A 12,883-nucleotide genomic window follows, 5' to 3' on the forward strand; every position below is an offset into this window, starting at 1 on the left:
CCGTTCCGCCCCGTGTTGCCCAAAGTTACGGCAGCTAACGGTATTATAAATATTCTCATTATATTTCAGTGACTTGCAGGGGCATCGCAGTTCAAATGCCCGTGATATTTGTGCAACATTTGCCCGAAAATAGCCGCAACTCGCCCCAAACAGAGCGGTCTTTTGTTGCGTGATCGGGGGCTTCTGTCTCATATGGAACTGCGACGGAGGGGGGCATCCCAAGGTCGTCCCGTTTTAGGTGGTTCGCTTAAGTCCCTCGCGTTCATGCGGGTGTGTCCGAAGACGCGAAGCGACTAAGCGGAGTTTTAAGGGACAAAGGGAACCAACCTAGGGTGCTTACCCGGCGGATCCGGAACCTTCCCTGAGATAGAGCAACTTGGAGGTTTAACATGAAGATGGTTAAGAGCCTTATCCTCGGCTCGGCGGCGGCTCTCGTCGCGGTCGGCGGAGCTCAGGCGGCCGATCTTCCCGTCAAGGCCAAAGCGGTCGAGTACGTGAAGATTTGCTCCCTGTATGGTCCCGGTTTCTACTACATCCCGGGCACCGACACTTGCATCAAGCTGGGCGGCTATCTCCGCGCAGACGTCATCATCAACTCGAACTCGGACTACACCGGCAACACCTCGGGTGCCGGCGGTGCGAATAACCGCTTCACCAACGGCTACACCTGGCGCTCTCGTGAAGACCTGAACATCGATACGCGCACCGCGACCGAATACGGCGTGGTCCGCACCTTCTTCGATGCGACCTTCTCGTGGACCTCGGACACCTACGGTGGGCAGGGCAACGGCTCGACCGTTTACTCGCCGATCGGCGCGGTTTCGGCTCCGAACAACGCCAACGCCGGTGCGGTTGCCGCTGGTACGGTCGGCGTGTATTACGCCTTCATCCAGTTCGCCGGCTTCACCATGGGTAAGGCGGTCTCGCAGTTCTCGGCTCCGTGGGCCAACTATCCAGGCAACAACTACGACGGTCTCGTCGGCGGCGGCGGTACGATCACTGGTGTGAACCAGTTCACCTACACCGCGCAGTTCGGCAACGGCGTGTCGCTGTCTCTGTCGGCTCAGGATCAGTCGGCTTACTATCAGGCTGGTGTCTCCAACCTCGGCGCTCCCGTCACCTTCGGCGTGCCCGGCAACACCAACGTGTTCGGCACCAGCGACTACGCCGGCACGATTGCTCCGGATTTCGTCGCGATGCTGCGCGTCGACCAGGCTTGGGGTCTGTTCCAGGCGTCGTTCGCCGCGCATGACAACCACGTGGCCTACTACGGCGGCACTGAGTTGACCGGTCATCCGGACGACAAGTGGGGCTGGGCGGGTCAGTTGGCCTTGTCGATCAAGAACATCCCGACCGGACCTGGCGACACCATCAACTTGCAGGGTGTCTACACCAACGGTGCGACCCGCTATAACATCCAGGACCTCGCCGGTTCGGCTGGTGGCAACACCATCTTCGGCGGCACCAATGTCCCGGGCGCCTATCAGAGCATCGGCTTCGGCATCGCGCCGGACAGTGTGTTCATCACCGGTGGCTCGCAGCAGCTGATCACGACCTACGGCTTCCGCGGCGCCTATGTGCACAACTGGAACCCGAACTGGAACACCAGCATCTACGGTGCCTGGGCCCAGGTTAACTACAACGGCACTGCCAAGGGCTACATCTGCGGCCCGGCTGGCAATGGCGTGGGTGGTTCGCTCAGCAACTTCTTTGGTGCTGGTTCGGCCCTGACGTCCTGCAACCCCGACTACAGCATCGCGCAGCTCGGCACGCAGACCCAGTGGACCCCGGTCAAGAACCTGACCTTCTCGGCGGACTTCGTCTACACCCGCCTGGACCAGAGCTTCGCCGGTACGGTCAACTTCCCCGGCAGCGCCACGATCGGCAAGCCGGCCGCCACGTACGAGCTGAAGGACCAGAACACCTATCAGCTGATGCTCCGCGCTCAGCGCAACTGGTAATACCGGTTGATCTGACTGCGATCTAACAGAGCCCCCGGCGCCAAAACGCCGGGGGTTTTGCTTTTCGGGTTAGAGCGTTTTCGAGCGAAGTGGACACCGGTTCGCGTGAAGAAAACGCGTCAAAACAAGAATCCAGGGCTTCGGTTCTGATTCAATCAGAACCGAAAATGCTCTAGCGATCGTGCGTCACGCGGCAAGCAGGTCGCGCACCATCGGCACCACCTTGCTGCCGTAGAGCTCGATGCTCTTCATCAGCTTCTCGTGCGGCAGCGGGCCGGCCGAGTATTTCAGCTGGAAGCGCGCAGCGCCGAGCGCCTTCACGGTCGCCGCGATCTTGCGGGCCACGGTTGCGGGGGCGCCGACATAGAGCGAGCCGTGCTCGGCCTCAGCCACGAACTCGTCGCGGCCCATTGGCGCCCAGCCGCGCTCCTTGCCGATGCGGTCGCGCATGACCTTGTAGTCCGGCCACAGCTCTTCCTTGGCCTGCGCGTCCGTCTCGGCGACGTAGCCCGGCGAATGGACGCCGATCGGCTGCGGCGCGCGGCCGAACTGCTGGTAGGCGCGCTGATGCAGGTCGACATAGGGGGCAAAGCGCCTGGGATCGCCGCCGATGATGGCGAGCATCAGCGGCAGGTCGTAATGCGCGGCGCGCACCACCGATTCGGGACTGCCGCCGACGCCGATCCAGGTCTTCAGCCGGCCGTGCTCGACCGGCGGATAGACCGACTGGCTCTTGAGCTGCGGCCGCAGCTTGCCCTGCCAGGTCACCGGCTGCTGCTTCAAGAGCTCGGTGAACAGGTCGAGCTTCTCCTCGAACAGCTCGTTGTATTGCTTGAGGTCGAAGCCGAACAGCGGGAACGATTCGGTGAAGGAGCCGCGGCCGAGGATCACCTCGGCGCGGCCGTTCGAGAGCGCGTCGACGGTCGCGAAGCGCTGGAAGACGCGGATCGGATCGTCCGAGCTCAGCACGGTCACCGCGGAGCCGAGGCGGATGTTCTGGGTGCGCGCGGCGATCGCCGCCAGCACGGTCTCGGGGGTGGAGATCGCAAAGTCGGCCCGGTGGTGCTCGCCGAGCCCGATGAAATCGATCCCGAGCTGATCGGCCAGCACCGCCTCGTCGACGACGTTGCGGATCACCTGGGCATGCGGCAGCGGTGCCCCGGCGGCGTCCTTGGTGACGTCGCCGAATGTATCGAGCCCGAATTCGAGGGAGGTGGTCATCAGTCAGTCCGGTTGTCGGCGCGGCGGAGCATCCGCCGCGGGCCACCCATCGCACGCAGGTTGAGAACGCTGCGGATGTGTCCGCAAACCCGCGCTGTGGAGCCTTCGGTTGGAGATATCGGGAAGCTAGGGGCCGTTCACGGTGGAACAAGGCCACGTGGCGAAACGCTGGGTTTCCGTCCGGCTGGCTGGCGGTGCTGTCAGAACGACTCCGCCCACGGCCGCAGGTCGAGCTCCAGCGTCCAGGCGCTGCGATGCTGGTGGTGCAGCACCCAATAGGCCTCCGCGATGGCCGCGATGTTGAGCAGCCCATCCGGGCCGCGATCGTCCTTCAACTGCGGACGCATGCTCAGCAGCCGATCGCCCTCGATGCCGCCGTCGACCACGACATGGCCGACATGGATGCCCTGCGGCCCGAATTCGCGCGCCACGCTCTGCGCCATCGCGCGCAGCGCGGCCTTCGCCGAAGCGAACGGCGCGTAATTGGCCTTGCCGCGCAGCGAGCCGCTGGCGCCGGTGAACACCAGCGTGCCGCCGCCACGCGCAAGCAAAGCAGGGATCGCGGCCTGCGCCAGCTGGAAACCGCCGAGCGCATGCTCGCGCCAGTGCTCCTCGAAGCGCTGTTCGCTGACCTTGAGAAACGGTGCCGGCCGGTTGGAGCCGGCATTGTGCACGGCCATCGCAAGCGGCGCGAGCTTCCCGGCAGCCTCGACAAAGCGGGCCACATCTGCGGCAATCGAGGCATCGCCCACGACATGGGTGACCCTGGCGCCGGTTGCTGAGAGTTCGGCGGCGGTCACGGCGAGCTTCTCGGCATTGCGGCCGGCGATCGCGACGGGATAGCCGCCGGCGGCAAAGCGTCGCGCGATCGCGGCGCCGAGGCCGTGCGATGCGCCGACGCCTGCAATCAGCACGCTTCCCTGCACGGCGGTCGGCTCGAGCGCGGTTCGTTCGTTCATGGCTCTCTCCATCATGCTGCCCGCAGCGCGGGCGAAATCATTCGTCCGACGCCATCGCGACGATGCCGTCGCGCACCGTGCGCAGGATGGCGTCGGACCGCTTCGGGTCGGTGAGGACGCGCGAGACCGCGAGCGCACCGACCATTGCGCTCACCGCCACGATTGCGCGGGCATCGTCATCGTCGTCGAACGCATCAGCCACCTTGGCGATGAAGGCTTCGATGTGCGGCTCCATCACCGCGCGGCATTGCTCGTCGGCGCGGCCGACATCCGAGATCAACGCGCCGATCGCGCAGCCTGTCTTGCGGGAGTCGCGATGGGTGCGGCTGAGATAGCTTCGCACCAGTGAATTGACGCCGACCTGCTTGTCGGGATCGCGCGATGCGCGCGCCGTCGCTTCGCCTGCATTCAGCGCCTGTTCCAGCGCCGCGGCGATCAGCTCCGACCGCGAGGCGAAGTGCCCGTAGAAGCCACCATGGGTCAATTTCACCTGCTGCATCAGGCTGCCGATGCTGAGCGCGTCGAGCCCCGCGTCGCGGATCTGCGTCGCGGCCTCGTTCAGAATGCGCTCGCGGCTCCTGGCCTTGTCGGCCTGGGAATGGCCCATCTCGCATCGCCCCCGTTTGACTCTCTTTCTGGATTATGGCCATCATGCATCTGGATGACAACCATCATCCAGAAAAATTGTCAGTCACAAAGCAGGGAGGAACTGATGTCCGGCAGCGCGAGCGAAGGGCGGGTCCGTCACGAGCGGCATGACCGCATCCTGAAGATCATCATCGACAATCCCGCGAAGAAGAACGCCTTCAGCCCGGAGATGATGACTGAGCTGTCCGACGCGCTGACGCTGCTCGACAATGACGACGGCTTGTGGGTCGGCGTGCTCTGCGCCGCCGGCGGCAGTTTCACCGCGGGTCTCGACATGCCGAAGTTCTTTGGTCCGACCGCATCGCGCAAGCCGTTGCCGGAGGGCAATGTCGATCCGTTCGGCTTGTCGAAGCGGTGCCGGAAGCCGATCGTCACGGCGGTGCAGGGCATCGTGTTCACCGTCGGCATCGAGATGATGCTCGCCGGCGATATCGTCGTCGCCGCGGACGACAGCCGTTTCTGCCAGATGGAGGCGAAGCGCGGCATCGCGCCGCTGGCGGGCGCGCATTTCCGCTACATCAGCCGCGCCGGGTGGGGCGATGCGATGTATCATTTGCTGCTGTGCGACGAGTTCTCCGCTGCCGAGGCCCATCGGATCGGCCTCGTGCAGGAGGTCGTGCCCGCAGGTCAGCAGATCGAACGTGCGATGGAACTGGCAGCGATCGTCGCGCGCAACGCGCCGCTCGGAATCCAGGTGACGAAGGAGGCAGGCCGCAAGTTCATCGAAGCCGGCGAGCAGGCCGCGATCGCAATCATCCCGCAGATCCGCGAACGCGTGCTCAACACCGCCGATGCGGCCGAAGGCATCAAGTCGTTTGTCGAACGGCGCGCCGCGGTGTTTCAGGGACGCTAGGCCGCGTACCTATCAATCCGGCGGCGTCATGTTATCGCGACGGCGAACCTCCCAGTCATTCTGGTGGTTGGCACCTTTGGCAACTAACATCCGCCAGCGCCTCAAATACAGCCGGCGTGCGCTCCAAGCGGGCAATTGTTCGCGCACCTTCGAGGGCGGCTACCAATGCGGCTGCGGTAGAGGATGCGCGCGCGGGAGCGAAACCGCACCCCCTGAAATGCTCCGCGACTATCTCGGTTGAATCAACAAATCCGCGCGCTACCCGTTTGGTCAACTCAGTGTCGAGCGCGGGCAGCTCATTCGCCAGATTTTGCATTAGACATCCATACTGGAAATCTGAGGCGACCATTTCGGCCGCGAATGTGCTGAAAATCTGATGAACAAAATTCAGAGCATCGCCCGTCGTATTCGCCGAGATATTCCGCAATACCGCAATTCTACCCGCAACGTAATGATCGATTGCTTCCTCTGCGAGCTGTGCCTTGCCGCGTCGAAAGTGAAAGTAGAACGATCCTTTGGGCGCACCGCTTTCTTCAATGATCTGGGTCAATCCAGTCGCCGTGTAGCCTTGGATGCGAAACAGTCGTTCGGCCGTGGCAATCGCGCGAGCGCGAGCGTCAGTCTTACGTGGCATGCCGCGAACGTAACACCTTTCGCTTGACGCTACTATGGCGATCGACATACTATGGTGGATCACCATAGTAGGAAATCCGGTGATGCCCCTCTGCCAAAGCCTTGGCCAAGCGCCTGCACGCGGACGGTGCGTTCCGTCATGAGTCATCCTGTTGGTTTTAAGTCATCGGCGTCCCGACGAGCCGTCCTAGCGATGGGCGCGGCCAGCCTGGTCGCGGCTTCACTTCGACCGGCCCGCGCAAATCCCATAGGAGAAGCTGATTTGACCACATCAACATACGGCGCGGGAACGCTTCTCACCGGGGTTCGCTCGCGCATGATCCACGGGGTCAACGGCCTCGATGTCCATATTCTCGAGGCCGGTTACGAAAGCCCCGGCCGGCCGCTCGCGCTGCTTCTGCACGGCTTTCCGGATTTGGCATACGGCTGGCGACACCTGCTCCCGCTACTTGCTGACGCCGGGTACCATGTCGTGGCGCCCGACCAGCGGGGCTTTGGCCGCACCACCGGTTGGGTGAACAGCTATGAGGCCCCGCTAGAACCGTTTAGCCTCTTGAACATGACGCGTGACGCCCTCGGATTGGTTTCGGTGTTGGGGTATCGGCGCACGGCAATGCTCGTCGGGCACGACTTCGGCTCGCCCGTGGCGGCCTATTGTACGCTGGCGCGACCTGACGTCTTTCCCTCGGTGGTGCTGATGAGCGCACCGTTCCCCGGTCCGCCGGCGTTTCCTTTCAACACTGCGGAAAGCGAGGCATCGCCGGTCCAACCGAACACTGAAAATCAAAAGTTAGCGGCCGCGCTGGCGGCGCTCGATCCGCCGAGAGAGTATTACCAACAATACTTGAGCACACGGGGGGCGAACGATGACATGTGGCACCCCCCTCAAGGTTTACATGCGTTTCTTCGTGCATTTTTCTACGTCAAGAGCGCTGACTGGCCGGGAAATCAGCCGCATCCGTTGAAGGCGCGAACCGCCATCGAACTTGCACGAATGCCCACCTATTACGTCATGGATCTTGGCAAGACGATGCCCCAGACCGTCGCTCCATTCCACCCTTCCGTCGCCGAGGTCCAGGCCTGCAAATGGCTCACCGAGCCGGAACTTGGAGTGTACACGGAGGAGTATGGCCGCACCGGGTTTCAAGGCGCCCTGCAGGCTTATCGCGTCTATTCCGATCCGGACCTGAACGCTGAGTTGCGCCTGTTTTCGGGCAAGACGATCGATGTCCCGTCGCTCTTCATCGGCGGGAAGAGCGATTGGGGCACCTACTCGGCGCCGGGCGCGGTCGATCTTATGAGGACGAAGGCGGCGACGAGGATGGGCGGCATCGAGCTGATCGACGGCGCCGGTCACTGGATCCAACAGGAGCAGCCGGTTCGGCTCAGCACGCTCCTGCTCGCCTTCATCAAGGAGGTGGGTGGGGCGGATCACATCAGCGATTTTGGACTTGGCGGCCGTTAGCCCGAATGACGCGATCATTTTTTGTCCTGCCAATCGCCGTATCTCTACCGCGCTCGCAACCGGGTCGAGCCGTTCTTCAACAGGATCAAACAATGTCGTCGGATGGCGACGCGCTACGACAAGCTTGCCGAAAACTACCTTGCCTTCGTTCAACTCGCGTCAATCAGGCTATGGCTGCGCCTTAATGAGTCAGCGTCCTAACTAGTACCAGGGACGTTCGTTGCGTTCACGATACGTGCTCGAGAGTTGTGGTTGTGACAATGATGTCGCAGCCGCATCAATTTCGATCACGACGATCGTGCGACGACTCTTGTCGAGATTCGTCGAATCAGTGAGATTCGATTCCATACTTAAATTCAATTGCGTCCTGCTTTGACTCCAGCGTCGGGTGAGGAATCTCATGACAAGCGCACGCGTCATCGTCGTCGGGAACAACAAGGGCGGCTCGGGCAAGTCGACAATTGCCATGCACGTCGCCATCGCGCTGATCAAGGCGGGTCAGCGTGTCGCCACCATCGATCTCGACAACAAGCAGAAGTCGCTGACGCACTATGTCGAGAACCGGCGCGACTGGGCGCGGGAGTCCTCGCTCGATCTCGGCATCCCGACGCATATGTGCTTCGAGACGGTCGGCGGCAGGAGCAGCGAGGTCGAGACGCTCGGCCGCAGCGCGCTTGCCGAGATCGTCGAGCGGCTCAGCCGGTCGCATGACTTCGTCGTCATCGACTGCCCCGGCCATGACACTTATCTGACGACGTTCACGCATTCGCTGGCGAATACGTTGATCACGCCGCTCAACGACAGCTTCCTCGACTTCGACGTGCTCGGCACCGTCGATCCGAACGACTTCAAGGTGACCGGCATCAGCCACTATTCGAAGATGGTGGAGGAAGCGCGGCGCGAGCGCAGCACGCATGAGCAGGCGGCATTCGAATGGGTGGTGCTACGCAATCGTCTCTCCACGATCGGCTCGCGCAACAAGCGCCTGGTCGGCGAGGCCCTGAGCGAGCTGTCGAAGACGCTGAATTTCCGCCTGGTCGATGGACTGGCCGAGCGGGTGATCTTCCGCGAATTCTATCCGCGCGGACTGACGGCGATCGACGACATCGATCAGTTCGCGCGTGGTGGCCGGCCGACCATGTCGCATGTCACCGCATGGCTTGAGATGGAGCGGCTGATGACCGCGATCATGCTCGGCCATCTTGTGGTACGCCCACTCGAATCCGCCGACGCCGGCCGCGACGCGGCGTAAGGCATGATCCGGAAAAGTGCGGAGCGGTTTTCCGAAAAGATCATGCCCAAACAAGGAACCAAAGCGCGATGACCTCATCGCGCTTTAAGACGGCGTCGGGGCGCTACGGGCAATTGGTGTTGCCGGCATCGGCGACGGTCAGAAACGTGATCGTTCTGGGTGCGAAGACCATTGTCCCGGGAGCGGTCGCGTCGCCGTGCAGCGCGGGAATCCGGTCCGCGGTCCCAAGCAAAAGCGTCGCGCCGTTGAGCTGGACATTGCCGTCTGCGGGCGTGGCGTTCGCCAAGGTGTAGCGTTCCGAGGCGGCCGGCAATGTCAGCCGGCGCCGTATCCGCCGATCATTGTTGACGACAAGCAAGGTTATCCCGCCCGGCATGTCGCGCGCGCAGTGCGCGTAGACGTGGAAGCCGGATTGTTCAGGGATGCCGGCATCGAGCACAGTTGTTCCCATCAATCGGCGCCATAGCAGCGCCGCCCAATAGTTCGGCCGCGGCAGATGGGTTCGCTCGTCGAGCAGCCCATAGTCGCTCGCGGCAAGCGTGTTGTGCATCACCACCTGGACGCCGGCCTTGGCGAGGCGTCCGAGCTGATCGAGGTAGCGGAACGTATCGATGAACGTCGCGGCCCAGCGGTTGCCGCCGCACGCGGTCTCTGCGGTCTCGGTCAGCCAGATCGGCTTGCCCGCCGCAAGCTGGTCGCGCAGCGCCTGGTAGAAGACGAATGTCTTGCCGGAGCGTGCCAGCCATTCGTCCGACAATGCTCGCTTCGGCGTGCGATCGCCGGCGCATCGGGCCGAGAGCGCGCCATAGTGATGATAGGAGACCGTGTCGATGCCCACAGCCGTTGCCGCGAACAGTGCTTGGGCATCCGCACCCGTGCCGATCGTGCCCGGGCCGAGGATCGTCACGTCAGGCGCGGTGTCCTTCATGAATGCGCGGAACGCGGCAAAATCCCGGCCGTAGGCCTCGGCGTCGTAACCCTCAGGGGCGCCGCCGATGGCCGGCAGATCGGGCTCGTTCATGAACTCGGCTGCGGCGATGTGGCCGCCGGCCGATCGTGTGACGTCGAGAAAGCGGCGGGCCTGCTCGGGAAGCCATTGCCCCGCAGCGTCACGCGTGCCGGCGCTGATCGCAAAGGACGTGACGATCGGCGCGTCGACGGCGTGCGAGAAATCGATCGCATCGCGCCATTGCTGCCGGGTCAGCACGCCGTTGAAGCCGGCCGGTGGCGCGGATGGCGGCGTCTCGGATTCCGCAACGAACGTACTGTTGGCCCAGGTTCCGCTGATGCGGAGATAAGCAGGAGAGAGCGCCGCGGCGAGCTTGCGTAGCCTGTCGTCGTGCAGATCGATCGGCGTGCGCGCCGCGAACCGCTCCGCGTCTGGACGCGAACGCGTCCTGGCGGCTGCATAGGGCTTCCAGAATCGCCCGCCGGTGACCTCGGCCATTTCGATATTGTAGGACTGGAAGCGCGGGTCGATCGTCGCGACGCGCGGCATGGTCGCGACCTCGAGCCTCAGCTCCGCCGCTACCGCTGTCGTGCAGACGAAGGCGGCCATGGCCGAGACGGCGACGGATGCGAGGCATCGAAGCGGGTAGGCCGAGTAGTCGCGCACGGGTCCTCGCGGCGTTTCCGAATTGCGGTCGGTTCAGAATGCCGCCGCGGCCTGTTTGAATCAACGCGGCAACGGGTCCTGCGGCTCGTTGGCGATGCGCTCCCATAGCGCTCGGATCATGTCCTTCATGACCAGCGCGTCCTGCCAGCGGTCGGACAATTCCCTGCCGTCAGGCCCGGTGATGGCGTAGGGCGGGGGACCGAGCTCGCACAGGAAGGTCAGGGTCGCGTCGGGCTCGGCGCGCTTGCGCCAGGAGCGGATGGCGTAGCCCCACCAGCCCATGAACAGCGACACCCAGCCCTGGTGTTGCGGAAAGCCGAGCGAGATCTGCACCTGCTCGCGGCTCGCGATGCGGCCGTGGATGCCCCAGGCATTGTCGAGGATGCGGTGGATCATCGCGTGGTTGACGTCGTCGACCGGCCAGGCGAATTCACGCCCGACCAAATAGTGCGAGAGATCGGCGGTCAGCCGCAGATCGGGAAAGCAGTCGAGCAAATCGAGCGTAAAGAACAGGTCGGTCGTCATGCGGTCGCGGTGGGTCTCGACATGCACGGCAACGCCGGCTTCCGCGGCAAGCCGCCGCCAGCCATCGAGCAGGGGAATGCAATCGGCGAGCCGGCGCGGACGAATGTCCGGCTGCAGGTTGACGTGATCGGCGCCGAGCTGCGCCACGAGCTCGAGCACCGGTTTCAGGTCGTCGACGCCCTTCGGATAGCATTGCGCCTGCCAGATCATGCCGTGTGTGCGAAGGAAGCCCGTCACCTCGCGCGCGAAGGCGGGATCGATGAAGCGCACGCCGGCGCCGTCAAACCCGGCATCGCGGATCATCGCGAGCTGGGTTTGCAGGGGCCATTCGGGTTCATCGGCCAGCCGCCGCTCCATCGCCCAGACCGACTGCAGGACACGCAGTTGCTGCGCCACCGATCAGGCTCGCGCCGGGATCGCCGCGGGCAGCTCGGCTTGTTCGCTCGTGTCGGCGGCGATGTTCTCCTGATAGGTCTCGGGCCCGATCCAGATCGCAACCACGGTGCAGGCCGACAGGAACATCGCGTAGCAGGCAACCGGCCACCAGGTGCCGTAGGCGGCCACCAGCGCCGTGGCGACGAACGGTGCCGGGCCGCCCGACAGCAGTGAGCCGAGCTCGCGCGCGAAGGCGAAGCCGGCGAAGCGGCGTTGCGGCGGGAACAGTTCGGCGAAATACGCCGCCTGCGGCCCGAACATCGCCGCCGTCACCACGGCGCGCGCCAGGATGAAGGCGAGCGCGATCATGATCCACTGCTTGGTGCCGACCATCCAGAAGAACGGGAAGGCGAGCGCGACGCCGGCCAGCGCGCCGAACATGTAGACCGGCCGCCGTCCGATCCGGTCCGACAAGGCCGCAAAGCCGAGGATCGCAAACAGCTCGATCGTGAATGCCAGCATCAGCGCGCTGAGCGCATCGGCTTTCGGCACGCCCAGCGTGGTGATCACGTAGCTCAGCCCGAACACCGGGAAGAAATAGCCAAGCCCGTTCTCGGCCATTCGTGCGCCGAGCACGACGAAGAAGTTGCGCGGGTGCCGGCGCAACGCCTCCATCGCCGGATTGCTCTCGACCTTGCCGCGCGCGACCACCGCCTCGGTATAGACCGGCGTCTCGGTGATCCGCATGCGGACGAAGATGCCGACGACGATCAGGAGGAAGCTCGCCAGGAAGGGCAGGCGCCAGCCCCAGTTCATCAGGTCCTCGCGCGGCAGCATCGTCACCAGCGCGAAGGCGGCGGCGGCGAGCAGATTGCCGACCGAGACGCCGAGCGGCGCGAAGCCGCCCCAGAAGCCGCGATGCTTCGGCGGCGCGTTCTCGACCAGGTAGATCACCGCACCGCCATATTCGGCGCCGGCGCCGAGACCCTGGATGACGCGCATCGCGACCAGCAGGATCGGCGCCCAGACGCCGATCTGAGCATAGGTCGGCAGGAAGCCGATCGCGGTGGTGCCGATGCCGATCATCAGGAGCGTGGCGACCAACACCGGCTTGCGGCCATAGCGATCGCCGAGGATGCCGAACACCAGGCCGCCGATCGGCCGCACCACGAAGCCGACGCCGAAGGTCAGGAACGACAGCAGCGTGCCGACGACCGGATCGCTCTTTGGAAAGAACAGCTCGCCGAACACCAGCGCGGCCGCGGTGCCGTAGAGGAAGAAATCGTACCATTCGAGCGCGGAGCCGATGCTTGCGGCCAGGATCACACGCAGGCGCGATGTGCGAGCGCCATCTCTTGCCAACTCGGTCATTCGTT

The 12,883-nt window shown here is 63.9% G+C and carries 11 protein-coding genes and 1 pseudogene; 5 read left to right on the plus strand and 7 right to left on the minus strand.

The window, feature by feature from the left end; translation table 11 throughout:
* Window positions 1-389 precede the first annotated feature (389 nt).
* Window positions 390-1,961, plus strand: coding sequence for a porin (locus tag HAP48_RS29125; RefSeq protein ID WP_166203136.1), 1,572 nt, complete (start codon window positions 390-392; stop codon window positions 1,959-1,961).
* Window positions 1,962-2,147: 186 nt separating this feature from the next.
* On the opposite strand, the gene HAP48_RS29130 is transcribed toward HAP48_RS29125, so the two are convergent.
* The 3 genes from HAP48_RS29130 to HAP48_RS29140 all read right to left on the minus strand — a co-directional run bounded on the left by HAP48_RS29130 (window position 2,148) and on the right by HAP48_RS29140 (window position 4,748).
* Window positions 2,148-3,182 (minus strand): LLM class flavin-dependent oxidoreductase, encoded by a 1,035-nt coding sequence (locus HAP48_RS29130; protein ID WP_166203138.1) that lies wholly within the window; start codon window positions 3,180-3,182, stop codon window positions 2,148-2,150.
* A 200-nt stretch (window positions 3,183-3,382) separates the two neighbouring features.
* Complete coding sequence (locus HAP48_RS29135) at window positions 3,383-4,141, minus strand: SDR family NAD(P)-dependent oxidoreductase (protein ID WP_166203140.1); 759 nt, start codon at window positions 4,139-4,141, stop codon at window positions 3,383-3,385.
* A gap of 37 nt (window positions 4,142-4,178) precedes the next feature.
* Window positions 4,179-4,748, minus strand: coding sequence for a TetR/AcrR family transcriptional regulator (locus tag HAP48_RS29140; protein WP_166203142.1), 570 nt, complete (start codon window positions 4,746-4,748; stop codon window positions 4,179-4,181).
* Window positions 4,749-4,853: 105 nt separating this feature from the next.
* Between HAP48_RS29140 and HAP48_RS29145 the strand changes: the two genes are divergently transcribed.
* On the plus strand, window positions 4,854-5,642 hold the full coding sequence (locus HAP48_RS29145) for a crotonase/enoyl-CoA hydratase family protein (RefSeq protein WP_166203144.1): 789 nt from the start codon (window positions 4,854-4,856) through the stop codon (window positions 5,640-5,642).
* Between the two features lie 55 nt (window positions 5,643-5,697).
* Here the strand turns inward: HAP48_RS29145 and HAP48_RS29150 are convergent, their stop codons facing one another.
* Window positions 5,698-6,276 carry a TetR/AcrR family transcriptional regulator gene (locus tag HAP48_RS29150; protein WP_210292692.1) on the minus strand — a complete coding sequence of 193 codons (579 nt, stop codon included), beginning with the start codon at window positions 6,274-6,276 and terminating at the stop codon, window positions 5,698-5,700.
* Between the two features lie 261 nt (window positions 6,277-6,537).
* Between HAP48_RS29150 and HAP48_RS29155 the strand changes: the two genes are divergently transcribed.
* The 3 genes and pseudogenes from HAP48_RS29155 (at window position 6,538) to HAP48_RS29165 (ending at window position 8,992) form a co-directional block, all read left to right on the plus strand.
* Window positions 6,538-7,740, plus strand: a complete 1,203-nt coding sequence (locus tag HAP48_RS29155; protein WP_224496661.1) for an alpha/beta fold hydrolase — start codon at window positions 6,538-6,540, stop codon at window positions 7,738-7,740.
* A gap of 33 nt (window positions 7,741-7,773) precedes the next feature.
* Window positions 7,774-7,941: pseudogene (locus HAP48_RS29160) on the plus strand (transposase); the annotation flags it as partial.
* Between the two features lie 199 nt (window positions 7,942-8,140).
* Complete coding sequence (locus HAP48_RS29165; RefSeq protein WP_166203148.1) at window positions 8,141-8,992, plus strand: division plane positioning ATPase MipZ; 852 nt, start codon at window positions 8,141-8,143, stop codon at window positions 8,990-8,992.
* A gap of 103 nt (window positions 8,993-9,095) precedes the next feature.
* Here HAP48_RS29165 and HAP48_RS29170 read toward each other — a convergent pair whose 3' ends face one another.
* From HAP48_RS29170 to HAP48_RS29180, 3 genes are read right to left on the minus strand one after another with little or no spacing between them, the layout of a single operon-like run.
* Window positions 9,096-10,607, minus strand: a complete 1,512-nt coding sequence (locus tag HAP48_RS29170; protein WP_224496662.1) for a hypothetical protein — start codon at window positions 10,605-10,607, stop codon at window positions 9,096-9,098.
* Window positions 10,608-10,667: 60 nt separating this feature from the next.
* Window positions 10,668-11,528 (minus strand): sugar phosphate isomerase/epimerase family protein, encoded by an 861-nt coding sequence (locus HAP48_RS29175; RefSeq protein ID WP_166203150.1) that lies wholly within the window; start codon window positions 11,526-11,528, stop codon window positions 10,668-10,670.
* Window positions 11,529-11,531: 3 nt separating this feature from the next.
* Window positions 11,532-12,878 (minus strand): MFS transporter, encoded by a 1,347-nt coding sequence (locus HAP48_RS29180; RefSeq protein WP_166203152.1) that lies wholly within the window; start codon window positions 12,876-12,878, stop codon window positions 11,532-11,534.
* Between the last annotated feature and the right edge of the window lie 5 nt (window positions 12,879-12,883).

Origin of the sequence: Bradyrhizobium septentrionale, from assembly GCF_011516645.4 — a bacterium.
GTDB classification, from domain to species: domain Bacteria; phylum Pseudomonadota; class Alphaproteobacteria; order Rhizobiales; family Xanthobacteraceae; genus Bradyrhizobium; species Bradyrhizobium septentrionale.